Annotated in this window: 23 protein-coding genes; 10 read left to right on the top strand and 13 right to left on the bottom strand. The window is 63.8% G+C overall.

The features are described from left to right. The first annotated feature begins 23 nt into the window (after positions 1-23). On the top strand, positions 24-2,414 hold the full coding sequence (locus WF331_RS08525; RefSeq protein ID WP_340622802.1) for a TonB-dependent siderophore receptor: 2,391 nt from the start codon (positions 24-26) through the stop codon (positions 2,412-2,414). A 28-nt stretch (positions 2,415-2,442) separates the two neighbouring features. Here WF331_RS08525 and WF331_RS08520 read toward each other — a convergent pair whose 3' ends face one another. After that, a complete protein-coding gene (locus WF331_RS08520; protein ID WP_340622801.1) occupies positions 2,443-3,318 on the bottom strand; it encodes a helix-turn-helix transcriptional regulator in 876 nt (291 codons plus the stop codon). A gap of 273 nt (positions 3,319-3,591) precedes the next feature. On the opposite strand from WF331_RS08520, the gene WF331_RS08515 reads away from it, so the two are divergent. Beyond that, positions 3,592-4,494 carry a DMT family transporter gene (locus WF331_RS08515; protein ID WP_284399195.1) on the top strand — a complete coding sequence of 301 codons (903 nt, stop codon included), beginning with the start codon at positions 3,592-3,594 and terminating at the stop codon, positions 4,492-4,494. 134 nt (positions 4,495-4,628) lie between these two features. On the opposite strand, the gene WF331_RS08510 is transcribed toward WF331_RS08515, so the two are convergent. Then, positions 4,629-5,603 (bottom strand): 2-hydroxyacid dehydrogenase, encoded by a 975-nt coding sequence (locus tag WF331_RS08510; protein WP_340622800.1) that lies wholly within the window; start codon positions 5,601-5,603, stop codon positions 4,629-4,631. A 78-nt stretch (positions 5,604-5,681) separates the two neighbouring features. Then, positions 5,682-6,629 (bottom strand): LysR family transcriptional regulator, encoded by a 948-nt coding sequence (locus tag WF331_RS08505; protein WP_016497987.1) that lies wholly within the window; start codon positions 6,627-6,629, stop codon positions 5,682-5,684. Positions 6,630-6,821: 192 nt separating this feature from the next. Between WF331_RS08505 and WF331_RS08500 the strand changes: the two genes are divergently transcribed. From WF331_RS08500 to WF331_RS08485, 4 genes are read left to right on the top strand one after another with little or no spacing between them, the layout of a single operon-like run. Continuing rightward, positions 6,822-8,351: an efflux transporter outer membrane subunit gene (locus tag WF331_RS08500; RefSeq protein WP_016497988.1), complete on the top strand. Its 1,530-nt coding sequence runs from the start codon at positions 6,822-6,824 to the stop codon at positions 8,349-8,351. Continuing rightward, on the top strand, positions 8,348-10,525 hold the full coding sequence (locus WF331_RS08495) for an FUSC family protein (RefSeq protein WP_041167558.1): 2,178 nt from the start codon (positions 8,348-8,350) through the stop codon (positions 10,523-10,525). The genes WF331_RS08500 and WF331_RS08495 overlap by 4 nt, the downstream gene beginning before the upstream one ends. Beyond that, positions 10,515-10,715, top strand: coding sequence for a DUF1656 domain-containing protein (locus WF331_RS08490; RefSeq protein ID WP_009685040.1), 201 nt, complete (start codon positions 10,515-10,517; stop codon positions 10,713-10,715). The genes WF331_RS08495 and WF331_RS08490 overlap by 11 nt, the downstream gene beginning before the upstream one ends. A gap of 10 nt (positions 10,716-10,725) precedes the next feature. After that, positions 10,726-11,586, top strand: coding sequence for an efflux RND transporter periplasmic adaptor subunit (locus tag WF331_RS08485; protein ID WP_284399190.1), 861 nt, complete (start codon positions 10,726-10,728; stop codon positions 11,584-11,586). Between the two features lie 72 nt (positions 11,587-11,658). On the opposite strand, the gene WF331_RS08480 is transcribed toward WF331_RS08485, so the two are convergent. From WF331_RS08480 to WF331_RS08470, 3 genes are all read right to left on the bottom strand, one after another. Further along, positions 11,659-12,126 carry a type II toxin-antitoxin system YhaV family toxin gene (locus WF331_RS08480; protein ID WP_340622799.1) on the bottom strand — a complete coding sequence of 156 codons (468 nt, stop codon included), beginning with the start codon at positions 12,124-12,126 and terminating at the stop codon, positions 11,659-11,661. Next, the gene (locus tag WF331_RS08475; protein WP_014859917.1) at positions 12,123-12,449 is read right to left on the bottom strand and encodes a type II toxin-antitoxin system PrlF family antitoxin; all 327 of its coding nucleotides are present in this window, start codon (positions 12,447-12,449) and stop codon (positions 12,123-12,125) included. The genes WF331_RS08480 and WF331_RS08475 overlap by 4 nt, the downstream gene beginning before the upstream one ends. A 92-nt stretch (positions 12,450-12,541) precedes the next feature. Beyond that, positions 12,542-12,988, bottom strand: a complete 447-nt coding sequence (locus tag WF331_RS08470; protein ID WP_284399181.1) for a universal stress protein — start codon at positions 12,986-12,988, stop codon at positions 12,542-12,544. A gap of 270 nt (positions 12,989-13,258) precedes the next feature. Between WF331_RS08470 and WF331_RS08465 the strand changes: the two genes are divergently transcribed. The 4 genes from WF331_RS08465 to WF331_RS08450 all read left to right on the top strand — a co-directional run bounded on the left by WF331_RS08465 (position 13,259) and on the right by WF331_RS08450 (position 18,360). Next, complete coding sequence (locus WF331_RS08465) at positions 13,259-14,164, top strand: LysR family transcriptional regulator (protein ID WP_016497993.1); 906 nt, start codon at positions 13,259-13,261, stop codon at positions 14,162-14,164. 116 nt (positions 14,165-14,280) lie between these two features. Next, positions 14,281-15,822, top strand: coding sequence for an MFS transporter (locus tag WF331_RS08460; protein ID WP_284360498.1), 1,542 nt, complete (start codon positions 14,281-14,283; stop codon positions 15,820-15,822). A gap of 28 nt (positions 15,823-15,850) precedes the next feature. Further along, a complete protein-coding gene (locus WF331_RS08455) occupies positions 15,851-16,912 on the top strand; it encodes an HlyD family secretion protein (protein WP_016497995.1) in 1,062 nt (353 codons plus the stop codon). Beyond that, a complete protein-coding gene (locus tag WF331_RS08450; RefSeq protein ID WP_284360500.1) occupies positions 16,909-18,360 on the top strand; it encodes an efflux transporter outer membrane subunit in 1,452 nt (483 codons plus the stop codon). Before WF331_RS08455 ends, WF331_RS08450 begins: the two co-directional genes overlap by 4 nt. Positions 18,361-18,482: 122 nt before the next feature. On the opposite strand, the gene WF331_RS08445 is transcribed toward WF331_RS08450, so the two are convergent. The 7 genes from WF331_RS08445 to WF331_RS08415 form a co-directional block, all read right to left on the bottom strand. Continuing rightward, complete coding sequence (locus WF331_RS08445; protein ID WP_016497997.1) at positions 18,483-19,295, bottom strand: SDR family oxidoreductase; 813 nt, start codon at positions 19,293-19,295, stop codon at positions 18,483-18,485. Positions 19,296-19,405: 110 nt separating this feature from the next. Further along, positions 19,406-19,870 carry a hypothetical protein gene (locus WF331_RS08440; protein WP_016497998.1) on the bottom strand — a complete coding sequence of 155 codons (465 nt, stop codon included), beginning with the start codon at positions 19,868-19,870 and terminating at the stop codon, positions 19,406-19,408. A 142-nt stretch (positions 19,871-20,012) separates the two neighbouring features. Further along, a complete protein-coding gene (locus tag WF331_RS08435; protein WP_016497999.1) occupies positions 20,013-21,467 on the bottom strand; it encodes a mannose-1-phosphate guanylyltransferase/mannose-6-phosphate isomerase in 1,455 nt (484 codons plus the stop codon). A 34-nt stretch (positions 21,468-21,501) separates the two neighbouring features. Next, complete coding sequence (locus WF331_RS08430) at positions 21,502-22,149, bottom strand: alginate O-acetyltransferase AlgF (RefSeq protein WP_041167561.1); 648 nt, start codon at positions 22,147-22,149, stop codon at positions 21,502-21,504. A 20-nt stretch (positions 22,150-22,169) separates the two neighbouring features. Next, positions 22,170-23,327 carry an alginate O-acetyltransferase gene (locus WF331_RS08425; protein ID WP_340622798.1) on the bottom strand — a complete coding sequence of 386 codons (1,158 nt, stop codon included), beginning with the start codon at positions 23,325-23,327 and terminating at the stop codon, positions 22,170-22,172. Positions 23,328-23,337: 10 nt separating this feature from the next. Next, positions 23,338-24,795 (bottom strand): MBOAT family O-acyltransferase, encoded by a 1,458-nt coding sequence (locus WF331_RS08420; protein WP_016498002.1) that lies wholly within the window; start codon positions 24,793-24,795, stop codon positions 23,338-23,340. A gap of 198 nt (positions 24,796-24,993) precedes the next feature. Then, positions 24,994-26,097, bottom strand: coding sequence for a mannuronate-specific alginate lyase (locus WF331_RS08415; RefSeq protein ID WP_340622797.1), 1,104 nt, complete (start codon positions 26,095-26,097; stop codon positions 24,994-24,996). Positions 26,098-26,099: the final 2 nt, after the last annotated feature.

The raw sequence follows: 26,099 nt of genomic DNA, 5'->3' as shown, positions 1-26,099 counted from the left end.
CACCCTCTCACAGGTCAGCGTCCATGAAGTTCTCCTCGCGTTGCGTCCCTCTCTGGCTCGGCCTGACTGCGGTCCCGGCCTTGGCTGTCGCCCCTCTGGCAAGCGCCGCCGAGCAGTTGCAGGCCTATGCCTTCGCCCAGCCGGCCCAACCCTTGGCCCAGGCCCTCAACGCTTTCAGCCGCACCACCGGCCAGAGCGTGGTCTACACCCTCGAACTGCCGGGCGGGCAGGCGCCCGCGTTGAATGGCCGTTTCAGCGCCGAGCAGGCACTGCAACAGCTGCTGGGCACCACCGGGCTGGCTTGGCGTCGCGTCGACGCACGCACCCTGACCCTCGAACCCGCCGACACCTCAGGCGCCCTCAACCTGCAGGCCACCAACGTAACCTCGCAGCTGGACGACTACAGCTACCAGCCCCCGGCCAGCGCTTCGATCATGCGCGGGCAGGGGCCGAACCAGGACATCCCCCAGGCCATCAACGTGGTACCGGCCCAGGTCATCCGCGACCAGGCACCGCGCAACCTCGACGATGCGCTGGCCAACGTCAGCGGCATCACCCAGGGCAACAACTTTGGCGGCACGTCCGACACGGTGATGAAGCGCGGCTTTGGCGACAACCGCGACGGCTCGATCATGCGCGATGGCATGCCCATCGTGCAGGGGCGTAGCCTCAACGCCAGCACCGAACGGGTTGAAGTGCTCAAGGGCCCGGCCTCGCTGCTGTACGGCATCCAGGATCCGGGCGGGGTGATCAACGTGGTCAGCAAGCGCCCGCAACTACAACAGTACAACGCCCTGAACGTGCGCGGCTCGACCTATGGCAGCGGCAAGAATGGCAGTGGCGGCGGGCTCGACAGTACCGGTGCGCTGGGCGACAGCAACTTCGCTTACCGCTTGATCGTCGACCATGAAGACGAAGACTACTGGCGCAACTACGGCGTGCACCGCGAATCGCTGGTGGCGCCGTCGCTGGCCTGGCTGGGCGAAGACACCCAGGTGGTACTGGCCTACGAGCACCGCGAGTTTCTCTACCCCTTCGACCGGGGCACAGCGTTCGGCAGCAATGGCCACCCGCTGAACATCCCCGCCACGCGCCGCCTGGACGAGCCGTTCAACGACATGGAAGGGCGCTCCGACCTGTATCGCCTGGAAGTCGACCATCAGCTGGCCGATGACTGGAAGCTGCACTTTGGCTACAGCTTCAACCGCGAGACCTATGATGCCAGCCAGGTACGGGTGACCGGCGTCAATGAAGCCAAAGGCACGCTGACACGCAGCATCGATGGCACCCACAACGCCATGAGCCGTGACCAGTTCGCTACCCTGAGCCTGGCCGGTAATGTGGAGTTGGCCGGCCTGCAGAATGACCTGTTGTTCGGCGTCGACCATGAAGACCGCAAGGTGTATCGCGGCGACCTGATTCGCCAGACTGCCAAGTCCATTTTCAGCTATGTGGACCCGGTCTACGGCCAGGAAGTGGAAGGCAGCACGGTGCGTGCCAGCGACAGCGACCAGACCGACAAGCTGCGCACCGATGCACTGTTCGTGCAGGACGCATTGCACCTGGATGACCACTGGATCCTGGTGGCCGGCGCACGCTTCCAGCAGTTCGACCAGTACGCCGGCCGCGGCCGCCCGTTCACGGCAAATACCGATAACAGCGGCCAGGCCTGGGTGCCGCATGCCGGCATCGTCTACAAGCTTGATGAGCAGCTGTCGTTCTACGGCAGTTACAGCGAGTCGTTCAAGCCCAACTCCAGCATTGCGCCGCTGACTGGCGGTGTGGTGCTGGACGCGTCCGTTGCACCTGAGGAAGGCAAGTCGTGGGAGTTGGGCGCCAAGCTGGACATGCCCGGTCGGCTGACCGGTACGCTGGCGCTGTTCGATATCACCAAGCGTAATGTGCTGGTTGCCAATTTCGACAGCGGGACTGGCGAGACGGTCTACAGCAATGCCGGTGAGGTCAATTCAAGAGGTGTGGAGCTTGACCTGACCGGCCAGCTCAGCGATCACTGGAGCTTGATCGGCAGCTATGCCTTCACCGATGCCAAGGTTACAAAAGACCCGGACCTTGAGGGCAACCGTTTGCAGAACGTTGCCAAACACAGTGGTTCGCTGTCGGCTGTGTACGACTTCGGCAGCCTGTTCGGTGGCGACAAGCTGCGTGTAGGTGCAGGCGCGCGTTATGTGGGTGAACGGGCGGGCAACTCGACCAACACCTTCGACCTGCCGTCGTACACCGTGGCCGATGCGTTCGCCAGCTACGAGACCAAGCTGGATGAGCACAACGTGCGTTTGCAGCTGAACGTAAAGAACCTGTTCGACAAGGTTTACTACAGCTCGGCGGTGAACCAGTACTTCGTGGCTATCGGGGATGCGCGGCAGGTGAGCCTGTCCAGCACCTTCGAATTCTAGGTATTTGGGGTCGCAAAGCGGCCCCGTTTCACGACTTGAATGCCGAACGGTATTCCCCGGGTGTTGCACCAAGCGCCTGCCTGAACCGGTTACTGAAATGGCTGGCACTGGCAAACCCGCACAGCAGCGCAATCTCCCCCAGCGGCATTACGCCCAGCTGCAGCAGTTGGCAGGCCCGGTGCAGTCGCCGGGCCAGCAAATACTGGTGCGGCGGTAGGCCGAAACTGCTGCGGAACATGCGCGCAAAGTGGTATTCGGACAGGTTGCAGCGCAAGGCCAGTTCGCCCAGGGTAATCGGCTGGTCCAGGTGCACCTCGATGTAATCGACCAGCTGCCGGCGCAGGTTCGGCGCCAGCCCGCCTTTCAGGCGCAGGCCCTGGCGCAGCCCGACCTGGTTGAGCAGCGCATGGTCGACGATCTCGTGGGCCAGGCTGCTGGCCAGCAAGCGCTCGCCGGGCTCGTCCCAGTCCAGCTGGATCAGTTGGCGAAAGCGCACGGCCTGTTGCGGGTCGTCGAGAAAAGTCGCTTCCTGCAACTGCAGTTCACGCGGTTCCCGGTCGAGCAGGCGCACACAACCCAGGGCGAACTGCGCCTCGCTGACATACAGGTGCGCCAGGCGGATTGCACCATTTACCACCCAGTTCGACTCCTGCCCGGCTGGCATCACGCACAGCTTGCCGGGCGCGCCCTTGTCGGCCGGGCGCTGGCGGCGAAAGGTGCCGGTACCGTCGGCGATGTAGCACGACAGGGTGTGGTGGGTCGGGGCGTGATAGTCGCGGGCATCGTCGCGGTTGCTCCACAGCGCCGCCGCCAGCCCATCGCCCAGGTGCGCGCTCAGCTCCAGCCTGGCGTGGGGCGAGGCATGCATGGCGTTGAACACTTGCAGTTGGGTGAGTGGCGTCATGGGGGGCTCCTCTTGCCAGCCATCCTACTGCGCCTTGCATCGAGTGACAGCTACCGGCAAAGGAAAAGCGCAAGTTTGTGCAAGCGCCAGGCGCCGCATAGGGCAAATACTGGTGGCACTGGCGAGGGCTGCACCCTCGATCGCCGGCAAGCCAGCTCCCTCAGGTACAGCATCTGCCTCAAGCCGGGCACTGTACCTGTGGGAGCTGGCTTGCCGGCGATGGGTCGCGAAGCGGCCCCGGTGTGAATGGACGACCGCTGAGGAGCCCTACCCATGAACTTGTCACTCTACCTGCTTACCGTCCTGATCTGGGGCACCACCTGGATCGCCTTGAAGCTCCAGCTGGGCGTTGTCGCCATCCCGGTCTCGATCGTCTATCGCTTCGCCCTGGCCGGCCTCATCCTGTTCGCCATCCTGCTGCTCACCCGCCGCCTGCAGCCCATGAACCGCCGCGGCCACCAGATCTGCCTGGCCCAGGGCTTGTGCCTGTTCTGCGTCAATTTCATGTGCTTCCTCACTGCCAGCCAGTGGATTGCCAGTGGCCTGATCGCCGTGGTGTTCTCCACTGCAACCCTGTGGAACGCACTTAACGCGCGGGTCTTCTTCGGCCAGAAGATCGCCGCCAATGTACTGGGCGGCGGTGCCCTGGGCCTGCTCGGCCTGGGGCTGCTGTTCTGGCCAGAGCTGTCCCACCATGCCGCCAGCCGCGAGACCCTGTTCGGGCTTGGCCTTGCCCTGCTCGGCACGCTGTGTTTCTCGGCAGGCAACATGCTGTCGAGCATGCAGCAGAAGGCCGGGCTCAAGCCCATGACTACCAATGCCTGGGGCATGGTCTACGGGGCAGCCATGCTGATGGTTTATTGCCTGTTCAGCGGCATTCCTTTCACCATGGAGTGGAACACCCGCTACATCGGTTCGCTGATGTACCTGGTGATTCCGGGTTCGGTGATCGGCTTCACTGCCTACCTGACCCTGGTCGGGCGCATGGGGCCGGAGCGGGCAGCCTATTGCACGGTGCTGTTCCCGTTGGTGGCTTTGAATGTGTCGGCGGTGGCCGAGGGGTATCAGTGGACGGCGCCGGCCTTGTTGGGGCTGGTGACGGTGATGGCGGGGAATGTGCTGGTGTTTCGCAAGCCCAAGGCCAAGGTGGCTGACGGTATTTTGGTGGCCAAATAGATAATCTGTTGCCTGTACCGGCCTCTTCGCGGGTAAACCCGCTCCCACAGGTATTGCACAGGTCCTGAGGGCTGTGGGGTACCTGTGGGAGCGGGTTTACCCGCGAAGAGGCCGGTGCAGGCAACGAATAACTATCAGCCCTTCCACACCTGCGGGTTCACCAGGTCCCGCGGCCGTTCACCCAGCAGAGCCGCGCGCAGGTTCTCCATCGCGCGGTTGGCCATGGCCTCACGGGTTTCGGCAGTGGCCGAACCGATGTGCGGCAAGGTCAGCGCGTTGGGCAGTTTGAACAGCGGCGAATCGCTCAGCGGCTCTTTCTCGTACACATCCAGGCCTGCCCCACGAATGGTGCCGTTCTGCAGCGCTTCGATCAGCGCGGCTTCGTCCACCACCGGCCCGCGGGCGATGTTGATCAGGAACGCGCTTGGTTTCATCAGCTTCAGTTCACGCGCACTGATCAACTTGCGGGTGGCGTCGGACAATGGCACCACAATGACGACGAAGTCCGCTTCTGCCAGCAACTGCTCCAGGCTGCGGAACTGCGCGCCCAGCTCTTGCTCCAGCGCGGTCTTGCGGCTGTTGCCCGCGTAGATGACCGGCATGTTGAAGCCGAACCGGCCGCGACGGGCAATGGCGGCTCCGATGTTGCCCATACCGACGATACCCAGCGTCTTGCCATGCACATCGCTGCCGAAGAGGGCCGGGCCCACGGTGGCCTGCCAGTTGCCGGCCTTGGTCCAGGCATTCAGTTCGGCAGTGCGGCGGGCGCAGCCCATGACCAGCGAGAAGCCCAGGTCGGCGGTGCTTTCGGTGAGTACATCGGGGGTGTTGGTCAGGGCGATGCCGCGTTCGTTGAAGTAGTCCAGGTCGTAGTTGTCGTAGCCGACCGACACACTGGACACCACCTCCAGCCTGGCCGCGCCTTCAAGCTGCGCACGGCCCAGCTTGCGCCCGACACCGATCAGGCCGTGGGCCTCCGGCAGGGCCTCGTTGAACTGGGCGTTGATGTCGCCCAGCTTGGGGTTGGGCAAAATCACGTTGAAGTCTTGCTGCAGGCGCTCGGCCATGGCCGGGGTGATACGGCTGAAGGCCAGGACGGTCTTTTTCATCGGGCAACTTCTCTGCAAGGCGGGGGTAGGTAATGGTTAGCAACCTACCATTGTCCACCCCCGCAATGCAGCAGCTTTTTAGTTGGCGATCAGCACCTGATGGGTTTTCAGGTCCGCCTCATGGGCCGCGAGAATCTCCGGTAGCGAGTTGCGCAGGTACTCGACCCACGTCTTGATCTTGGCATCCAGGTACTGCCGCGACGGGTAGATGGCGTACAGGTTCAGCTCCTGCAGGCGGTATTCGGGCAGCACCCGCACCAGGCTGCCATCCCGCAGGCCGTCGATGGCCGAATAGATCGGCAGCACGCCTACGCCCATGCCGCTGCGGATGGCAGTCTTCATGGCATCAGCTGTATTGACCATGAACGGCGAACTGGTGATGTTGACCATCTCCTGGCCTTCCGGGCCGTCGAACAGCCATTTTTCCAGCGGGATCACCGGGCTGACCATGCGCAGGCAGGCGTGCTTGAGCAGGTCGGCGGGCTTTTGCGCACTGCCGTGGCGAGCGATGTAGTCGGGCGAGGCGCAGACGATGCTGTAGGTGATGCCCAGGCGCTGCGACACGAACCCGGAGTCGGGCAGTTCGGTGGCCAGCACGATGGACACGTCATAGCCCTCGTCAAGCAGGTCGGGCACGCGGTTGGCCATGGTCAGGTCGAAGGTGACGTCCGGGTGCGATTCGCGGTAGCGGGCAATGGCATCGACCACGAAGTGCTGGCCCACCCCGGTCATCGAGTGCACCTTCAGCTGCCCGGCCGGGCGGGCATGGGCATCGCTGGCTTCGGCTTCGGCTTCTTCCACATAGGTAAGAATCTGTTCGCAGCGCATCAGGTAGCGCTTGCCGGCCTCGGTCAGCGCAATGCGGCGGGTGGTACGGTTGAGCAGCCTTGTTTGCAGATGGGCTTCCAGGTTGGAGACCGCCCGCGACACGTTCGCGGTGGTCGTATCGAGTTGCGCGGCAGCAGCGGTAAAGCTGCCAAGCTGGGCTACGCAACTGAAAGCACGCATGTTTTGCAGGGTGTCCATGGGTCACTCTCGATGTAGAGGACAAAATTGTGTCACGAAGTAACGCAGAAAAGCTGAAAAGTTGCCTTCGACCAAAGGCGGATTATCGCTGTTTTGGTAACAAAGATTCGCAGGAATCTGCGCTTATCGCCAGTGCTGCCGCCCCCTAGAATTGCCCAGCCCCCTTCACCTCTTCCTCGGGAAATCGCAGCTGTGCCGCGTCGCATCATCAGAACGCTCAATGCGTTCAGTGCCTGTGCCCTTGCCCTCACCTTGAGTGGCTGTATCGGAACCTGGGGCATCGCCCCGCAAAGCAAGACGCTGCAAGCCAATACCTTGACCACCGACGCGGCCATACGCGAAGCCGCGACCGACGCCCATTGGCCCGACCAGCAGTGGTGGCACGCCTATGGCGACCCGCAGCTGGATCGCTGGATTACCCTGGCCGTGGCCGGCAGCCCGAGCCTGGCGATGGCAGCAGCGCGGGTACGTGAGGCCAAGGCCATGGCCGGCGTGGTCGAGTCGGCGGAAAAGCTCCAGGCCAACGGCCAGGCCACCCTCAAGCGCCACAACTGGCCTGAAGACCAGTTCTACGGCCCGGGCGCGCTGTCGGGCGCCAACACCTGGGACAACAACGCCGCCATCGGCTTCAGCTACGCCCTCGACCTCTGGGGCCGCGAACGCAATGCCAGCGAGCAGGCCGTCGACCAGGCACACATGAGCGTGGCCGAAGCCCGCCAGGCGCAGCTGGAGCTGCAGAACAACGTGGTGCGCGCCTATATCCAGCTGAGCCTGCATTTTGCCCAGCGCGATATCGTCAAGGCCGAACTGGAGCAGCAGGAGCAGATCCTGGCCCTGGCCAAACGCCGCCTGGATGCCGGCATCGGTACCCATTTCGAAGTCAGCCAGGCCGAAGCGCCGCTGCCGGAAACCCACCGCCAGCTCGACAGCCTGAACGAAGACATTGCCCTGACCCGCAACCAGCTGGCCGCACTGGCCGGCAAGGGCCCGGGGGAGGGCGCGCAATTGCAGCGCCCGGCCCTGGCCTTGGCCGCGCCGTTGAAACTGCCATCGAACCTGCCTGCCGAACTGGTCGGCCAGCGTCCCGACGTGGTCGCCAGCCGCTGGCAGGTGGCCGCCCAGGCGCGAGGTATCGACGTCGCCCACGCCGGCTTTTTCCCCAACGTCGACCTGGTTGGCAGCCTCGGCTTCATGGCCACCGGCGGTGGCCCGCTGGAATTCTTGACCGGGCGCAAGTTCAACTACAACGTCGGGCCGGCCATCAGCTTGCCGATCTTCGACGGTGGCCGCCTGCGCTCGGAACTGGGTGTGGCCTCGGCGGGGTATGACGTGGCTGTGGCCCGTTACAACCAGACCGTGGTGGGGGCACTGAAGAACATCTCCGACCAGTTGATCCGCCGCGAGTCGATGAAAGAACAGTCGCACTTCGCTGCCGAGTCGGTTGCCGCCGCGCAGAAAACCTATGACATCGCCATGGTCGCCTTTCAGCGCGGCCTTACCGACTACCTGAACGTGCTCAACGCGCAGACCTTGCTGTTCCGCCAGCAACAGGTGCAGCAGCAGGTGCAGGCCGCCCGCCTGATCGCCCATGCCGAGCTGGTGACCGCCCTGGGTGGTGGCCTGCAGGCCGGTCAGGATGCGCCGAAAGAGGAACGCCAGGCCGCGCCGAAAACCCCGGCCACCCTGGCCATTTTCGACAAGAAGCCGGATAACGCCGAATGAGCACTTCCAGTTTGCCCGTGCGCTGGCTGCAAAGCCTGGAGTGGCGCCGGGGCTTCTTTGCCTGGGCACGCACCGACGGCGTGACCTGGGTGTACATCTTCAAGGTGCTGGCCGCCGCGTTCATCACCCTGTGGCTGGCCATGCGCCTGGAGCTGCCGCAACCGCGCACAGCCATGATCACCGTGTTCATCGTCATGCAGCCGCAAAGCGGGCATGTGTTCGCCAAGAGCTTCTACCGGGTGCTCGGCACCCTGGCCGGCTCGGCGATGATGGTGGCCCTGATCGCCATCTTCCCGCAGAACACCGAGCTGTTCCTGCCTAGCCTGGCGCTGTGGGTGGGCCTGTGCTCGGCCGGCGCCATGCGCTACCGCACCTTCCGCGCCTATGGCTTTGTGCTGGCCGGCTACACCGCTGCGATGATCGGCCTGCCAGTGCTGCAGCACCCTGACCAGGCATTCATGGCCGCGGTATGGCGGGTGCTGGAAATTGCCCTGGGGATTCTGGTGTCGACCTTCGTCAGCGCCGCAATCCTGCCGCAGTCGGCCAGTGCTGCCATGCGCAACGCTTTGTACCAGCGCTTTGGCGTGTTCGCCGGGGTGGTGGTCGAGGCCCTGCGTGGCGATAGCCAGAAGGACCGTTTCGAGAGCAGCAACGTGCGCTTCGTTGCCGAGGCCGTGGGCCTTGAGAGCCTGCGCAACGTCACCGCCTTCGAAGACCCGCACATGCGCCGCCGCAGTGGCCGGCTGGTACGGATGAACAGCGAGTTCATGGCCATTACCACGCGCTTCAATGCCCTGCATCGCCTGCTCGAACGCCTGCGTGCCCGTGGCCCGCTGCAGATCGTCAGTGCCATCGAGCCGGGCCTGAACACCCTGGTGGAGCTGCTGCAGCCTTACGTGGGCCGGGCGTTGACCGACGCCGATGCACTGCGCCTGACCCTGGAGCTGGCGGCCTACAAGGAAGGCCTGCAAGCCCAAGTGCGCGGGCTGCGCGCCGAGTACCTGGCGACCGAGCCCAGCGAATCCGACCTGCTCGACTTCCACACTGCGTTCGAACTGCTGTACCGCTTCGTCGACGAGATGTACAGCTACGCCGAAACCCACGCCTCGCTGGCTGCGCACAAGCACGAACGCGAGCAGTGGGACGAGCCCTACGTGGCGCAGACCAGCTGGCTGGTGTCGTTGGCTGCAGGTATCCGCGCTTCGGCGGTGCTGTTGCTGCTGGGCAGCTACTGGCTGCTCAGTGACTGGCCCAGTGGCGCCATGATGACCCTGATCGCCACCGTCACCGTGGGCCTCTCGGCGGCCTCGCCGAACCCTAAGCGCATGTCGTTCCAGATGGCCTGCGGCACCGCCATCGGTGCTTTCATCGGCTTTTTCGAAACCTTCTTCGTGTTCCCCTGGATCGACGGCTTCCCGCTGCTGTGCATGGTGCTGGCGCCGGTGTTCGTGCTGGGCGCGTTTCTCTCGTCACGCCCGGCCTATGCCGGTTACGGCATCGGCCTGCTGGTGTTCTTTGCGATTGGCTCGGTGCCGAACAACCTCACTGTGTATGACCCGTACACCTTCATCAACGACTACATCGGCATGGTCATCGGCATGTTTGTCTGCGCCGCCGCCGGGGCGATCATCCTGCCGCCCAACAGCCGCTGGTTGTGGAGCCGCCTGGAGCAAGAGCTGCGCGAGCAGGTGCTGTTTGCCATCAGCGGGCGCCTGCGCGGCATCGGCACGGCCTTCGAAAGCCGCACCCGCGACCTGTTGCACCAGGCCTATGGCCTGGCGGCCGGCAAGCCGCAGGTGCAGAGCCAGCTGATGGGCTGGATGTTCACCGTGCTGGAAATCGGCCACGCCGTGATCGAGCTGCGCAAGGAACAAGCCCGCGCACCGGTGCACCCGGCCTACGCCGAGTCGCAGCCGTGGCGCCAGGCCATCCGCGTCATGGGCCGTGCCCTGACGCGGTTGTTCTTGCAGCCCAGTGCGAGCAACCACGAACGCGCCCTGGTCGCCGTGGACCATGCCATTGCCCGCGTGCAGGCCACCGACGAACCGTTCGCCCGGCACTTCGACACTTCGGTACTGCGCCGCGCGCAAAGCTACCTGCACTTCATCCGTTCCTCCTTGCTGGACCCACAGTCGCCACTGGCACCGGCGAAAGGATTGCACCATGCCCCGTGAAATCGCCTTCCATGGCGTGTACATGCCCACCATGACCTTGATGTTCCTGTTCGCCCTTGGCCTGGCCTGGGGCCTGGACCGGTTCATCGCCAGCCATGATGGCTACCGCTTCTTCTGGCACCCGGCGCTGTTGCGCCTGAGCCTGTTCGTCTGCCTGTTCGGCGCCATGGCGCTTACTGTCTACTGGTGAGAAACCTTCGATGAAAAAGTTCTTCAGCCTGATCGCCACCCTGCTGGTGCTGGTCGCTGCCGTGGCCATCGGTCGCCAGCTGTGGCTGCACTACATGACCACGCCATGGACCCGCGACGGTCGCGTGCGCGCCGACATCATCAACGTCGCCGCCGACGTACCGGGTTACGTGGTGGATGTGCCGGTCAAGGACAACCAGCGGGTGAAGAAGGGCGACCTGCTGATCCAGATCGACCCCGAGCACTACCAACTGGCGGTCGACCAGGCCAAAGCCATGGTCGCCTCGCGCAAGGCCACCTGGGAAATGCGCAAGGTCAACGCCAAGCGCCGTGCCGACATGGACAACCTGGTGATCTCCAAGGAAAACCGCGACGACGCCAGCAATATCGCCAACTCCGCCCAGGCCGATTACCAGCAAGCCCTTGCCGAACTGGCTGCAGCAGAGCTGAACCTCAAGCGCACCCATATCGTCGCCACGGTGGATGGCTACGTGACCAACCTGAACATCCACAGGGGCGACTATGCGCGCACGGGTGAGGCGGTGATGGCGGTGGTCGACGAAAATTCGTTCTGGGTCTACGGGTTCTTCGAGGAAACCAAGCTGCCCCACGTGAAGGTGGGTGACCAGGCCGAGTTGCAGATGATGAGCGGCGAGCGCATCAAAGGGCATGTAGAGAGCATCGCCCGTGGTATCTATGACCGCGACAACCCACAAAGCCGCGAGCTGATCGCCGACGTGAACCCCACCTTCAACTGGGTGCGCCTGGCGCAGCGGGTGCCGGTACGTATTCACATCGATGAAGTGCCGGAAGGGTTTTTGCTGGCGGCGGGGACGACGTGCACGGTGGTAGTCAAGCCTGGCAAAGGTTGACCTTCGCAACCATCCCGGCCTCCCGCATCATCTGTGAGAGCCCTGCTGATGCATGCGTATTAGCCAGTCGGCTCAATCTGCGGCAGCCTCTTGCAGCAACTGGTCCCAATCGTCCGGTGGGTGGCCGCTATGCAACATCTTTTGAAAGACCTTGTAAGCATCGTCGCTACTTTCGCAGGCCCGCTTGCTCGACTCGTCATTGACCCAGGCCAGCACGATGATCCTGCTGGGGGTGTGGTAGCGGAAGAACAACCGGTACTGCTGGAAGAACTTTGCTCTGAACCAGTGCTTGTGGTCACCGCCAAGTGTTGCCCCTTGCCGGTATTCGGGTTTGGTCGGGTCTTGAGGGATTACATCGAACGCCAACCGCCGGATGGCGGCCAGCCTTTTAAAGGCATTTCTTTTCGTATAACCCGTTGGGTCTTTGTCCCGTTGAGCCTCGACTTGAGCGCTTAGCGCGTCCAGTTTGGCCAGGAACAGCGGGTGGGCAATTACAGTCCATCCATGAATAACCAGAGGCTTCCTGCTCGCATCACTCATTCATCGTCCGCCGACAGAGGTTGATCCAGGTCGACCTCCGCGTCGCCGACAAGCTTGTCGAGGCGCGCGATGAGGCCAGCATCGACAACCTGCAGCCGTTGAGGGTTGGTAGCGATATCGTGCGCCAGGAAATCCAGAAATTTGCCCAGTACCGGATCGTCCTCGGTTGCTTCTGCGCGGGTGAGTATCACCCCACCGTCGGGGCGAATCGAGTAATGGATCTTGTCACGTTTTTTCAAGCCCAAGGCGCGCCGCACCGTTTCGGGAACAGTGGTTTGATAGCGATCGGTCAGCGTGGACTCGACGTCGAAGGTGGCAGCCATGGGTAATGTCCTGTGGGTGACAGCGATACAGTGCAAGGTAATGCGATTGCATTGCCTTGTCAATGCAGGTGCATTACCACGGTGATGAGCGGTCAGGCAGAGCCCACCAAGACTGGCATGTCTACCCGGTCAATCACCTTCGCGCTGATTGACGGGTCCAGCAACCGCCCCAACCGCGACAGGTGGCGGTGGCCCATGATGATCAGTTCGCAGTTCAATTCCCGCGCTTTGGCCACAATCGCTTCAACCGGCTGGCCGGCCACCATGCAGCCCTGGCTGGTGAAGCCGGCGTGCTGCAGCTCGCTTACGGCCTCGGCTACGGCGTGGTCGGCATGCTGCTGTTCCTCGCAGGCGGCGGGGTATTCTTCCAGTTCCTCGGCGGTGTAGGGCGCAGGTTGCTCATGCACGGCGAAGGTGGAATCGATGGCCAGCAGCACGTGCAGTTCGTGTTGAACGGGGCGGCAGAAGCGGCGGGCGAGGGTGAGCAGGGCGCTGGAAGCGGGGGAGGCGTCGATGGCGATCAGGACGGGGCTGGGCATTGGGGATCCTTGTACAAGGCTGGCTGAATGGGTGCCTGTTCTAGCCTCTTCGCGGGTAAACCCGCTCCCACAGTTACTCCACAGTATTTCAAACCTGCGCCGTCCCTGTGGGAGCGGGTTTACCCGCGAAGAGGGTGAACCTGCCATGCCACATTCTTGGCTCAGTCCACTCAGTGAATAAATGCCCCACCACGCAAGAGCGCATTGCGTCTGATGCAATCCACCAACCTGCTACCATCGCGTTTCCCGCAGCTGTAACGGAAAACGGCCATGCAACTCCCGGACATGAACTTGCTCGTCGCCCTCGATGCCTTGCTCGACGAGGGCAGCGTGGTGGGCGCAGCGCAGCGCATGAACCTGAGCCCGGCGGCCATGAGCCGGACATTGGGGCGTATCCGCGATGCCTTGGGTGACCCGATTCTGGTGCGCGCCGGCCGTGGCCTGGTGCCTACGCCCCGTGCGTTGGCCCTGCGCGAGCAGGTGCATGGCCTGGTGGAGCAGGCCGGGCAGGTGTTCCGCAGCCGTGACGATGTCGACCTGGTGAACCTGGACCGTGCCTTCAACATCCGCACCAATGATTTGTTCATTGCCCTTTACGGCGCCCAGCTGCTGCGCATGATGCTGGCCCAGGCGCCGCGTACGGTGTTGCGGTTTGTCCCGGAGGGCAGTGGTGACGATGATGCAGTGCTGCGCAACGGGCATATCGACCTGATCATCAGCTCGGCCATTGAGCTGGGCCCGGAAATCAAGGTGCAGAGCCTGTTCAATACTTACTTTGTAGGCCTGGCGCGTGTGGGGCACCCGATCTTCGATGCCCCGATCACCCCTGAGCGTTTTGCCGCCTACCCGCAGATCAGCGTGTCTCGACGCGGCCGTGCCAACGGGCCGATCGATGTGGCGTTGGCCAACCACAAGGTGGAGCGGCGCGTGGCCCTGATCACCACCAGCTTCCACTCGGCGATGTTCTCGCTGCCGGATTCGGACCTGATCCTGCCGATACCCGCCAATATCCTCAACAGTGTGCAGCGGTTGAAGTTGCCATTGCGCTCGTTCGAGATCCCGGTGCCGTTGGAGAAGGTCAATGTGATGCAGGCGTGGCACCCGCGCTTCGACAACGACCCCGCGCACCGTTGGTTGCGCCAGACGTTGAAAGCCTGTGGCCGCATCGATCCGTGATTCAGGCATGGATTGCGTCTGACGCAATATAAAACTACCGACAAGTCAGTTTTCGTCAGCATTCGACCTTCTTAAACTTGCCCCAGCCCTGAAATTGTTGCTGGAGATGTATTCTCATGACTTCCCTGACGGCGCCCTCTGCGGCGCTGGCCGCCGCCCCCGCGCCGGCCGCGCCTGCGCAGACGGCGTTTGGCCTGCAGGTGGTGGTCGGGCTGTTCGGTGTGTTGCTGGCCGTGCTGTGTGCAGGCCTCAACGAGTCGGTCACCAAGATTTCCCTTGCCGATATCCGCGGTGCAATGGGCATCGGTGCCGACGAAGGCGCCTGGTTGCTGGCGGTGTACAGCGCCGCCTCGGTCTCGGCCATGGCCTTTGCGCCGTGGCTGGCCACCACCTTCTCGCTGCGGCGCTTCACCATGAGCGCCATCGCCCTGTTTGCCGTACTTGGCCTGCTGCAACCGTTCGCCCCCAACCTGCACAGCCTGATGTTGCTGCGGGTGCTGCAGGGCTTTGCCTCGGGGGCCTTGCCACCGATGCTGATGAGCGTGGCCCTGCGCTTTTTGCCGCCGGGTATAAAGGTTTACGGCCTGGCCTGCTATGCCCTGACCGCCACCTTCGGCCCCAACCTCGGCACGCCGCTGGCGGGGCTGTGGACCGAGTACGTCGGCTGGCAATGGGCGTTCTGGCAGATCATCCTGCCCTCGCTGCTGGCCATCGTCTGCGTCGGCTGGGGCCTGCCGCAAGACCCGCTGCGTCTGGAGCGTTTCAAGCAGTTTGACTGGCGTGGCGTACTGCTCGGGCTGCCGGCCATCAGTTGCATCGTGCTGGGCCTGTCGCTGGGCGACCGCTGGGGCTGGTTCGATTCGCCGCTGATCTGCTGGCTGCTGGGCGGTGGCCTGCTGTTGCTGGTGCTGTTCATGTACAACGAGTGGTCCGAGCCGCTGCCGTTCTTCCAGTTGCGCATGCTAAAGCGGCGCAACCTGAGTTTTGCCCTGGTGACCCTGGCCGGTGTGCTGATCGTACTGTCGGGTGTGGGCAGCATCCCCTCGGCCTACCTGGCGCAGATCCAGGGCTACCGCCCTGCGCAGACCAGCCCGCTGATGATGCTGGTGGCCATGCCGCAGCTGATCGCCCTGCCGCTGACCGCAGCGCTGTGCAACATCCGCGCGGTGGACTGCCGCTGGGTGCTGGGCATCGGCCTGGCGATGCTGGCGGTGTCCTGTGTCGGCAGCAGCCTGATGACCAGCGAGTGGATCCGTGGCGACTTCTACCCGTTCTACCTGCTGCAGGTGTTCGGCCAGCCAATGGCGGTGCTGCCGTTGCTGATGCTGTCCACCAACGGCATGACCCCGCAGGAAGGTCCGTTCGCCTCCAGCTGGTTCAACACCGTGAAAGGCCTGGCCGCAGTGATCGCCGGTGGCCTGCTGGATGCCCTTGGCACCTTGCGCCGGCATTTCCATTCCAACCACCTGGTGGACAGCCTGGGCAATGCCCCGCTGGTTGACGACAGCGCTGCCGGCCTGGCCAGGCGCATCCACGACCAGGCGCTGGTACTCACTTCCGCCGACCTGTACCTGGTCATGGCCTGCATTGCCGTGGCCCTGATCTGCCTGATTCCTTTCGTGCCTACCCGGGTCTATCCGCCGCGTGCGGTGGCCTGAACCCTGGATGAATTCGAGAACACCTGAAATGACCAACAACCGCAAAACCCTGTTCATCGGCTCGGTGCTGGCCGTGGCCGTGCTGGCTGGCATCGTCGGCCCCTGGATGTTTGGCAGCGACCATCGCCAGAGCACCAACGACGCCTATGTGATCGCCGACTACACCGTGGTCGCGCCCAAGGTGGCCGGCTTTATCAAGGAAGTGCTGGTGGAGGACAACCAGCAGGTTACGGCCGGCCAGTTGCTGGCGACCATCGACCCCCGCGATTACCAGGCCGCCCTGGACGCCGCACAGGCGCAGTTGCTGGTGGCCCAGGCGCAAAGCGCCGATGCCCGCGCCACCCTTGAGCGCCAGGCATCGTTGATTGCCCAGGCCGAGGCTGCTGTCAAAGCCGCCCAGGCCGAAGCGGCGTTCGCCGACCACGAGGTCAACCGCTACAGCCGCCTGGCCGAGCAGGGCGCCGGTACCGTGCAGAACGCCCAGCAGGCGCGCAGCGGTGTAGACCAGGCCCGTGCACGCCTGGCAAATGCCCAGGCAGCGTTAGTGGCGGCGCGCAAGCAGGTGGACATTCTCACGGCCCAAGTGGCCAGCGCCGATGGCCAGCTGAAACGTGCCGAAGCGGGCGTGGAAAAGGCCCAGCTCGACCTGTCCTACACACGCATTACTGCGCCGGTGGACGGCATGGTCGGCGAGCGCGCACTGCGCATAGGCGCCTACGTCAACCCGGGTGCCCGCCTGCTGTCGGTGGTGCCGTTGCAACAGGCCTATGTGGTCGGCAACTTCCAGGAAACCCAGCTGACCCACGTGCAGCCTGGCCAGCCGGTGAGCATCAGCGTCGACACCTTCTCCGGCGAAAAGCTGCAAGGCCATGTGGAAAGCATCGCCCCGGCCACCGGCGTCACCTTCGCCGCCGTCAAACCGGACAACGCCACTGGCAACTTCACCAAGGTGGTGCAGCGCATTCCGGTGAAGATCGTCTTCGATGACGGCCAGCCGTTGCTCACCCGCCTGCGTGTGGGCATGTCGGTAGAAGCGACCATCGATACCCATGGCGACAAGCTGGACGGCAAAGAGGTGAGCGCACGATGAAACCGGCATTACGCTTGAGCCCGTTGCTGCTGGCCGTGTTGCTGGCCGGCTGCACCATGGGCCCGGACTTCTTGCGCCCCGACAGCCAGGCACCGCAGCAGTGGGCGCCGCTGCAAGGCGAAGCGGCGGCCAGCCAGCCGCAGGCCGAACCGCTGGAACTGCGCTGGTGGGAAACCTTCCATGACGCACAGCTCAGTGCCTTGATCCAGCGCGTTGCCGAGCGCAACCTCGACCTGCAAATGGCCAGTGCACGGTTGCTGCAAAGCCGCGCCCTGCGCAGTACCGTGGCCGCCGATGAAGTGCCGTCGGTGGATGCAAACGCCGGCTACAGCCGCGCCCGCAACAGCGCCGAAGGCCTGAGCGATCCGTCTGGCAAGGCGGGCAAAGCGGCGTACAACCTTTGGCAGGGCGACCTGGTGGCCGGTTGGGAGCTGGACCTGTGGGGGCGCGTGCGGCGCCAGGTCGAGGCTGCCGATGCCACCGTCGAAGTGGCCGAGAACGACCGTCGGGGAGTGCTGCTGGCCCTGCTTTCGGAAACCGCCGGCAATTACATCCAGCTGCGCGCCGTGCAGCACACTCTGGATGTGACGCAGGACAACCTGAAGGTTGCCCAGCACAGCCTGAAGCTTTCCCAGAACCGCCAGGCCGAAGGCGTTGCCACGCGCCTGGACGTCGCCCAGGCCAGCGCCCAGGTTGCTTCGATCGAGTCGCGATTGCCAAGCCTTGAAGCCCGTCGTGATGACCTGATCAACGCGCTCAGCTTGCTTGCCGCCGAACCACCGCGCAGCTTGCAGGCCGAATTGGTGCAGGGCGGCGAGCTGCCCGCGCCGCAGCAGAAGTTCGCCATCGGCGTGCCGTCCGAATTGGCCGAGCGCCGCCCTGACATCCGCCAGGCCGAAGCCCGCCTGCATGCCGCCACCGCCAGCATTGGCGTGGCCAAGGCGGATTTCTACCCGAGCATCCGGCTGTCGGGCAGTGTTGGCTTCCAGGCCATGCAGTTGTCTGATTTCGGTGGCTGGGATTCGCGCAGTTTTGCCTTCGGGCCGCAGCTGTCGCTGCCGATCTTCGAGGGCGGCCGGCTCAAGGGCACCCTGGAACTGCGCGAGGCGCAGCAGCAGGAAGCGGCGCTGAACTACCGCAAGGTGGTGCTGGGTGCCTGGCATGAAATTGACGATGTGCTTCGCCTCTACAACGCCAGCCAGTTGCGCCGTGACCACCTGGCCGAGGCCGTGCGGCAGAACCGCATCGCCCTGGAAACTGCCCAGCGCCAGTATGTGGAAGGGGCGGTGGACTTTCTCAATGTGCTGACGGTGCAGGGCGCATTGCTGGCCAGCGAGAAGCAGTGGATCGACAGCTCAGCGGCGGTGTCGCAGGCGTTGGTGGGGCTTTACAAGGCCTTGGGTGGTGGCTGGAAGGCGTTTGATGAGCAGCCCGCGAAAAAAGCGTAAAGGCAGGGGCCGCTTTGCGGCCCATCGCGGCACAAGGCCGCTCCTACAGGCGATCGCGGTCCCCTGTAGGAGCGGCCTTGTGCCGCGATGGGCTGCAAAGCAGCCCCAGGGCAGCCGAGATCTCAGAGCGGGCGCAGCAGGCCAAAGCGCTTGCGCAGTGCCCAATCCAGCAACCGCCGTGGCAGCAACCTCGCCATCATCGGCAACGCCGTACTGCCATTCCCCAACCGCACCACCCCCGGTACCGGCGACTTGCCGACTGCCGCCAACACACCCTGGGCAAACACCGCCGCCGAAGTCGGCCTGTCCTGCGAAGCCCGCGCCCGCGCCTGGACATGTTCACGCAACGGCCACCATGGTGAGTCCGCCGCCAGTACCTGCTCGGCCTGGCGCTGGGCATTGTTGGCGAACTGCGTGTCTATCGCCCCCGGCTGCACTTCCATCACCTGCACACCGAACGGTGCCAGTTCCAGGCGCAAGGCATCGCTCAGCGCATGCACGGCCGCTTTCGAGGCGCAGTAGGCACCGGCGAATGGCGTGACCAGCACACCGGAAACGCTGCCGATGTTCACCACCGTTGCGCGTGAGCGGCGCAGCAGCGGGAACAGCGCGCGGGTCACGCCGACCACGGCGAACACGTTGGTTTCGAACTGTTGGCGCAGGGCCTCCACACCACCGTCCAGCAACGGGCCCATGGCGCCGTAGCCGGCATTGTTGATCAGGATATCCAGGGTTTCGAGTTCTTCGGCCAGGCGGGCGAGGGCCTCGCTGTCGTTCACATCCAGTTGCCGGGCAGTGAAGCCGGCGGCGTTCAGCACTTCAACATCCTCTGCCTTGCGAGCAGTGGCCCAGACGTGGTGGCCGGCATCGCGAAAGGCGTCGGCGAGGGCGCGGCCGATGCCGCTGGAACAACCGGTGATCAGGACGGTGGGCATGGTTGGGGCCTGTTGTAAGGAGGATTGGTTTTCCTGTGCCGGCCTCTTCGCGGGTGAACCCGCTCCCACAGGTACCCCACAGACGCGAAAGGGCCGGTACAGGCGATATATCAATTGGCAAATGTACCTTGCAGGTGCTCGGCACGAAATTCCAGGGTCTGTGGCCGGTACCCGGCGCGCAGGGGGGGCAGCGGCAGGCAGTCCTTCCACTCGGCCCCCGGCTGCAAATCACCCGGCCCCCGGTAGCGCGGGGCGTTGTAGGTGCTTTCGGCCAGGTTCACCGTGTCGCCTGGTGCGTATGCTGCCACTCGCCAGCGCAGTTCGGTCAGCGGGGCCTTGTTGCCGTTTTTCATGTGTACCTGCAACGCACGGTCGGCCGGGCATTGTTCGGGGGCATAGGCAAGGCGCAGGTCCAGCCGGGCCAGTTGCGAGGTTTCGCGGTTGTCTTGCCAGGCGACGAACAGCGCCACCAGGCCGAGGCCAAACACGGCGGCCAGCGAGATCGGCAGGGCCTTGGCCGGGTAGCGCAACAGCAGTACCAGCCAGGTAAGGATGAGGAAGGCACCGATGATCATGGGGCTTGCAGACCTTGAATGCGCGGGGTCTGACCATCGTAGCCTGAAATGGGGGAGGGCTCAAAAGCGCGAAGCCCGCTCCCAGCCTTTGTGGGAGCGGGCTTGTCCCGCGAAAGGGCCGCAAAGCGGCCCCAAGGTTCACTTATTGGGCAATGGTCTTGACCGATACCCCACGCTCGACCGGCGTGGAAGTGCGCCCGTACACATCTTCGAAGCGCTCGATGTCATCCTCGCCCAGGTAGCTGCCGGACTGCACTTCGATGATCTCCAGCGGGATCTTGCCCGGGTTGCGCAGGCGGTGCACCGAAGCGATCGGGATGTAGGTCGACTGGTTCTCGGTCAGCAGGAACACGTTCTCGTCACAGGTGACCTCGGCAGTACCAGACACCACAATCCAGTGCTCTGCGCGGTGGTGGTGCATCTGCAGCGACAGGCTGGCACCCGGCTTGACGGTGATGTGCTTGACCTGGAAGCGGCCGCCCATGTCCACCGAGTCGTACGAGCCCCACGGGCGATACACTTCCAGGTGGTTCTGGGTTTCAGTACGGCCCTGCTCGTCGAGGGTCTTGACCATCTGCTTGACGCCCTGGACCTTGTCCTTGTGGGCAATCATCATGGCGTCCTTGGTCTCGACCACCACGATGTTTTCCAGGCCGATCACCGACACCAGCTTGCCGTTGCCGTGGATCATGCAGTTGCGGCTGTCCTGCACCACCACGTCGCCCTTGGTGACGTTGCCGTTGTCGTCCTTCTCATGCACATCCCACAGCGACGACCAGCAGCCCACGTCGCTCCAGCCGGCCGACATCGGCACCACGCAGGCGCGCTGGGTCTTTTCCATCACCGCGTAGTCGATGGAATTGTCCGGGCAGCAGGCGAAGGTGGCTTCGTCGATGCTCAGCACATCGCCCTCTTCCTCACTGCGCTCCAGGGCCAGCACGCAGGTGTCGTAGATATCGCCGTCGTGCTTTTTCAGCTCTTCGAGGAAGCGGCTGGCGCGGAACAGGAACATGCCGCTGTTCCAGAAGTAGCCACCGGCCTGGACAAACTCGGCGGCGCGTTTCTCATCGGGTTTTTCAACAAATTGCGCCACGCGCGCCACGCCCTCGGGCAGCAGGGCGTCCTGGCTGGAGCGGATGTAGCCGTAGCCGGTTTCCGGCTTGGTCGCCGGCACGCCGAACAGCACCATTTCGCCACGCTCGGCGGCGATGGTGGCCAGGGCCAGGGCGCGCTGCAGGGCCTTCTGGTCGTCGATCACGTGGTCGGCGGGCAGCACCAGCATCAGCTCGTCGCGGCCTTCGTTGATCAGTTTCATGGCGGCCATGGCCACGGCCGGCGCGGTGTTACGGCCGAACGGCTCCATCAGGATGCCTTGGGTTTCCAGCTTCAGCGCAGCCAGCTGTTCCTGGACGATGAATTTATGGTCCTTGTTGCAGACCACGATTGGTGTGTCCATGCCTTCAAACGCCAGGCGCTCGATGGTTTGCTGGAACAGGGTGTGTTCGCCGGTCAGGGCCAGGAACTGTTTGGGGAACTGCTTGCGCGACAGAGGCCACAGACGCGAACCGCTACCACCAGAAAGAATTACCGGGATCATCATGTTTCTCCAATAGTCGTTAAAGGCAGGGGGATCAGTTGCTAGCCACGGGGCGAGTTACCCACACCGGCGACAAGGCGTTGCCGGAACCGGTTACGTACAGCACGGCGGCTTCGCCGCGCTCCAGAGCGACGGGTTTCACGTCACCCACTTTCTTGTCACCTTGGTACAGCGCCAGGTTGACCTTGACCGGGTTGATTTCGCGCTCGCCTCGGCCGTTGGCGGCCACCGGCTTGACCACTTCGGTCTTGCCGTCGGCGGTTTTCAGGGTCAGCTGCTGGTCGCTCAGGTTCTGCACGCGCACCAGGGCTTTCTGCTTGTTCTTGAACGGTGGTTCTTCGATCAGCTGCGGGTTGCCGGTGCCGCTGTTGACCAGGGTGTAGTACTTGTCCGAGGCCAGCTTCACCGGCACGCTCTTGCCGCCGACCTGGGCGGTGTAGTCACCGCCTGGCAGGAAGCTGAAGTCGCTGCTGGCCTGGGCGCCAACCTGCTTGATCTGGGTGTTGCCGACCTTTGCTGCGGCCGGTGCGCTGGCTGCGTTGTACAGGCGCACGAAGGTCGAGCCTTTCGGTGCGCTAGGGCCGTACAGGGCGGCGTCGGCACCGGCGAAGGCCTGCATGGAAGCAAGGGAAAGGCCGGCCGCGAGGGTGAGGGCTTTGGCAATGGAAGTCTTGGTAGTCATGTGCATTTCCTCTCTATCGTTCAGTGGTTCGTCCGGGTGGACGACAAGGCCAGGTTTTCTTCGGATTTACGGGAGTTTTTCAGCTGGGCGATCCACTGCGGATCGAAGCTGCTGAGGTCGTTTTTCATCGGCAGATAACGTTCGGGGAATTCCCACACCACCACTTGCGGTGCGGCGTTCTTGAAGGCATCGCTTTGCAGGTACTTGAGCATCGGCAGCAATGGGCCGTGGCCGTCTTCGGCGTAGCTGGCGACGTCGCTGCGCAGGGCCTGCTGCAGCGCGCCAAGGAAGTTCCAGTGCGGGTTGGCGCTGTAGCTGGTACCTACCAGCGCGACCGGGATCTCGTTGTTGGCGAACAGTGCATCGTCGCCTTCACCCTCGGCTTGCGCCGGGCGGGTGCTGCGTTGTTGCAGGTTGTCCGGGGCCGGCAGCAGGTTGCTGAACAGCGGGTCCAGTGGCAGGAAGTTGGTCAGGTCGCCTTTGTAGGGCGCCGTGCTGCCGGCTTCGGTGACGAAGGTTTGCGGGTCACCGTTGAGCAGGTTCTGCCGGCTAACAGCCTCGGCCAGCGCCTGGGCGGCGACTTCGGCGCCCATCGGTGTCCAGTGGGTGTCGGTGCGCAGGAATACCTGGCCACGCGCTTTGGCTTGTTCCATGGCCGCTTGCAGGTCCGGGGCGAACACGTTGGCCTGGCGCACCTGGGCATGGAACTGGTTGTACAGGTCATCGTGCAGGCTGGCCGGCTGCTCCTTGCCCAGGTATTCCGAATAGAGGCGCGCCTTGGCCGGGATGATCGCCAGCACCAGCTGGCTGCCGTGCTGCTGCAAGGTGTCGCGCACGCCACGGATCAGCGCCAGGTTTTCCTGCATCAGCTGTTCGGCGCCAGCCGTGGGCTTGAACTCTTCGTCACTGAACAGCCATTGGTCGCGGCCCAGCACCACACCGGGGCGGCCCTCGTTGAACAGCTTGAAGTCCATGGCCGCCCAAAGGTTGGTGCCCAGGCGCTTGATCGGGAACTCGGCGTCGTAGTGGGTCTCGGCGGCCTTGGCCAGCTTGCCGTTGAGCAGGGTCATCTGCTCGGTGCGCTGAAAGCTTTGCAGGCCACCGGTGGACCACACGCCCATGCCCACCAGCAAGCCGAGGAACGACAGGGAGTAAGTAATGCGTAATGTGCGGTTCATGTCATCGGCCTCAGAACTGGAAGTACAGGAACGGCGAGTAGCTTTGCGCCGAAAGCTTGAGGATCGAGGCCACGAACAGCAGCAGCACCAGGGCGCGGGTCATCACCCGGGTCCAGTCCAGGCCGATCGAGCCGTCGTTGTTGACCTGCACCGGCGTGGCTTGGGGCGCTGGCTTGGCATTGCGGTAGAAATCACGCAGGCCGAAATACGCCAGGGAGATATAGGCGACTACCAGGGTGGCCACCTGCAGGCCGGTCAGCTGGGCGCTGTTGAGTTCAGACAACTGCCAGTCGCCGAAGCTGAACATGGCGCCATACATACGGCCGGCCACGTGCAGGTTTTCGGCGCGGAAGATCACCCAGCCGACCACCACCAGCAGGAATGTGAAGGCCCATTTGACCGGGTTGAAGCGCTGCGGGTTGGTGTCGAGGCCAAGCGCACGCTCGATGGCCAGCCACATGCCGTGCCAGGCGCCCCAGATGATGTAGGTGAAGTTGGCACCGTGCCAAAGGCCGCCCAGCAGCATGGTCAGGAACAGGTTGCGGTAGGTGTTGAAGGTGCCTTTGCGGTTACCGCCCAGGGTGATGTACAGGTAGTCGCGCAGCCAGGTCGACAGGCTGATGTGCCAGCGCCGCCAGAACTCGGTGATTGACTGGCTGATGTACGGCTGCTTGAAGTTCTCCATGAAGCGGAAGCCCATCATCAGGCCCAGGCCGATGGCCATGTCGCTGTAGCCGCTGAAGTCGAAGTACAGCTGCGCGGTGTAGGCCAGCGCGCCTAGCCAGGCGTCACCCGTGGTCGGATTTTGCAGGGCGAAGCAGTGGTCGGCGACCACGGCCAGGGTGTCGGCGATGAACACTTTCTTGATGAAGCCCTGCATGAAGCGGGTGCAGCCTTCGGAGAACTTGTCCAGGGTATGGGTGCGGTTGTTGAACTGGTCGACCAGGTCCTTGAAGCGCAGTACGGGGCCGGCGATCAGGTGCGGGAAGATCGCCACGAATGCTGCGAAGTCGATGAGGTTGCGGGTAGCCGGGGTGTCGCCGCGGTACACGTCGATGATGTAGCTGATCGACTCGAAGATGTAGAACGAGATACCGATCGGCAGCAGCACGTGGGTGAGGATGAACGGCTCCAGGCCGAACGAGGTCATGATCGCGTTCAGGCTGTCGACGCCGAAGTTGGCGTACTTGAAGTAGCCAAGGATTGCCAGGTCGACGCCCACGCCGAGCAGCAGCCAGCGCTGGGCGGGTTTGGTGCGTACGCCGGCGGCACCCACTTTCAGGCCGATCCAGTAGTTCCACAGGGTGACCCCGGCGAACAGGGCTAGGAAGTCCACCCGCCACCAGGCATAGAAGATGTAGCTGGCGACCAGCAGCAGCAGGTTGCGATAGCGTTGCCCGCTCAAGTAATACAGGCCGAGGAAGATCGGCAAGAACAGGAACAGGAACACGTTGGACGAGAAGACCATCCCGGTTCTCCTAATTTGTTCACAGCATCCAGGGCAAAGCGCCCCCCAAACCCCCCAGTGCAAGACTGGAAGGCAACTTAGATCCCTGTGGGAGCGGGCAAGCCCGCGAACAAGGGCGAAGCCCTTGCCATGCACCGCGGTGGCTTCTTCGCGGGCATGCCCGCTCCCACAGGTTCCGCCCCCGCAATGGGGGTCAATTCATTTCTTGCTCTCTGCACTCGGGTCGTAGACCCGGGTCACATCGCCCCCCAGCCGGAAGCTGTTGAACGGTTGCATGTCGTGCTTGCGCTCAAGCGTGTCGCCGACGCAGTGGTACAGCGCACACCAGGGCTCGAGCCAGGCGTACTTGCCGTCGACCTTGAGGTCGGTCATGTCCTGTTTTTCACCGGCACGCGCCTTGAAGTGGCTGGGATCGCGGGCACCGGCCAGCACGCCTTCACCCAGGCGCTGCAAGGCGAAGTTGTTCTCGGCGCGCAGGTCGACGCCATTGGCCTGGGCGAAGCTGGCAATCATCGCCAGCGGCGGCAGGGCGTAGTTGTGGTAAGCCAGCGCACGCTGCTTGCGCTTGATTTCGTTGGGCAGGAAGCCTTGGTCATCGATCTGGTTGGCGCCGACCTTGTATTCCTTCACGGCCCAGTCGAACAGGTCGTGGCGGTCGGTGGCGACGGCGGTAGCCATGACCGACCAGGCGGCCCAGTAGCTGTGGTTGTTGATCTTCTCCAGCGGCAGGTCGCTCCAGTCGCGCACGGTCTGTTCGGCCAGGCGGGCGAACCATTTTTCGATCAGCTCGGCCTCGGTCCGGTGTGCGGCCAGTGGCTGCGAATTGGAGAACTTCAGGCGCAGCCACGAACCGCTCATGCTGCCCAGCGCCCATTTGCGCATCGACTTGCCGGTGTGGTTGTAATCGGTGGACAGCAGCGCATCGGCGCGGGCCCAGGTGCCCAGCCACGCCAGGGTGCAGTCGAGCTGCGCCGGGCGGCCGTCGCGCATGTACTGGCCAACCATCTTGCTCACGCCTTTCTCAAGGGTGGTGATGTCTTCGGTCGACTTGCGGAAGGCCTTTTCCGAGGCTGCGTTGAGCGTCGCCCGTGCCTTGTCCGAGCCTTCGTACTTGCTGCGAAACTGCAGTGCGCCGGTGTATGGCTTGGGCGCCGCTTCACAGCGGAAGTTGCCGTCACCGGTCTTGAGCTTTTCGATCCCCTCGTAGTAACCCTGGGGCGGTACCAGCGCGGCGTGCGCGGCACCGCCGAACAGGGCCAACGCGAGGAGGGCGGGGCGAAAGATGTGCTTCAGATGGGTCATGG

This window comes from Pseudomonas sp. YNh (assembly GCF_037993085.1).
Taxonomy (GTDB): Bacteria; Pseudomonadota; Gammaproteobacteria; order Pseudomonadales; family Pseudomonadaceae; genus Aquipseudomonas; species Aquipseudomonas putida.
The sequence above is the reverse complement of the archived record's forward strand: the minus strand, read 5'-3'. Positions and strand labels throughout refer to the sequence as shown.

What these genes read in the sequence shown, in the direction of transcription:
- WF331_RS08510 (WP_340622800.1), bottom strand. Translation starts at nt 5,603, where the DNA reads ATGAAAAAGACCGTCCTGGCCTTCAGCCGTATCACCCCGGCCATGGCC.
- WF331_RS08445 (WP_016497997.1), bottom strand. Translation starts at nt 19,295, where the DNA reads ATGCCCACCGTCCTGATCACCGGTTGTTCCAGCGGCATCGGCCGCGCC.
- WF331_RS08470 (WP_284399181.1), bottom strand. Translation starts at nt 12,988, where the DNA reads ATGCCCAGCCCCGTCCTGATCGCCATCGACGCCTCCCCCGCTTCCAGC.
- WF331_RS08495 (WP_041167558.1), top strand. Translation starts at nt 8,348, where the DNA reads ATGAGCACTTCCAGTTTGCCCGTGCGCTGGCTGCAAAGCCTGGAGTGG.
- WF331_RS08460 (WP_284360498.1), top strand. Translation starts at nt 14,281, where the DNA reads ATGACTTCCCTGACGGCGCCCTCTGCGGCGCTGGCCGCCGCCCCCGCG.
- WF331_RS08435 (WP_016497999.1), bottom strand. Translation starts at nt 21,467, where the DNA reads ATGATCCCGGTAATTCTTTCTGGTGGTAGCGGTTCGCGTCTGTGGCCT.
- WF331_RS08475 (WP_014859917.1), bottom strand. Translation starts at nt 12,449, where the DNA reads ATGGCTGCCACCTTCGACGTCGAGTCCACGCTGACCGATCGCTATCAA.
- WF331_RS08515 (WP_284399195.1), top strand. Translation starts at nt 3,592, where the DNA reads ATGAACTTGTCACTCTACCTGCTTACCGTCCTGATCTGGGGCACCACC.
- WF331_RS08440 (WP_016497998.1), bottom strand. Translation starts at nt 19,870, where the DNA reads ATGATCATCGGTGCCTTCCTCATCCTTACCTGGCTGGTACTGCTGTTG.
- WF331_RS08505 (WP_016497987.1), bottom strand. Translation starts at nt 6,629, where the DNA reads ATGGACACCCTGCAAAACATGCGTGCTTTCAGTTGCGTAGCCCAGCTT.
- WF331_RS08455 (WP_016497995.1), top strand. Translation starts at nt 15,851, where the DNA reads ATGACCAACAACCGCAAAACCCTGTTCATCGGCTCGGTGCTGGCCGTG.
- WF331_RS08490 (WP_009685040.1), top strand. Translation starts at nt 10,515, where the DNA reads ATGCCCCGTGAAATCGCCTTCCATGGCGTGTACATGCCCACCATGACC.
- WF331_RS08415 (WP_340622797.1), bottom strand. Translation starts at nt 26,097, where the DNA reads ATGACCCATCTGAAGCACATCTTTCGCCCCGCCCTCCTCGCGTTGGCC.
- WF331_RS08480 (WP_340622799.1), bottom strand. Translation starts at nt 12,126, where the DNA reads ATGAGTGATGCGAGCAGGAAGCCTCTGGTTATTCATGGATGGACTGTA.
- WF331_RS08450 (WP_284360500.1), top strand. Translation starts at nt 16,909, where the DNA reads ATGAAACCGGCATTACGCTTGAGCCCGTTGCTGCTGGCCGTGTTGCTG.
- WF331_RS08425 (WP_340622798.1), bottom strand. Translation starts at nt 23,327, where the DNA reads ATGAACCGCACATTACGCATTACTTACTCCCTGTCGTTCCTCGGCTTG.
- WF331_RS08520 (WP_340622801.1), bottom strand. Translation starts at nt 3,318, where the DNA reads ATGACGCCACTCACCCAACTGCAAGTGTTCAACGCCATGCATGCCTCG.
- WF331_RS08525 (WP_340622802.1), top strand. Translation starts at nt 24, where the DNA reads ATGAAGTTCTCCTCGCGTTGCGTCCCTCTCTGGCTCGGCCTGACTGCG.
- WF331_RS08465 (WP_016497993.1), top strand. Translation starts at nt 13,259, where the DNA reads ATGCAACTCCCGGACATGAACTTGCTCGTCGCCCTCGATGCCTTGCTC.
- WF331_RS08420 (WP_016498002.1), bottom strand. Translation starts at nt 24,795, where the DNA reads ATGGTCTTCTCGTCCAACGTGTTCCTGTTCCTGTTCTTGCCGATCTTC.
- WF331_RS08430 (WP_041167561.1), bottom strand. Translation starts at nt 22,149, where the DNA reads ATGACTACCAAGACTTCCATTGCCAAAGCCCTCACCCTCGCGGCCGGC.
- WF331_RS08485 (WP_284399190.1), top strand. Translation starts at nt 10,726, where the DNA reads ATGAAAAAGTTCTTCAGCCTGATCGCCACCCTGCTGGTGCTGGTCGCT.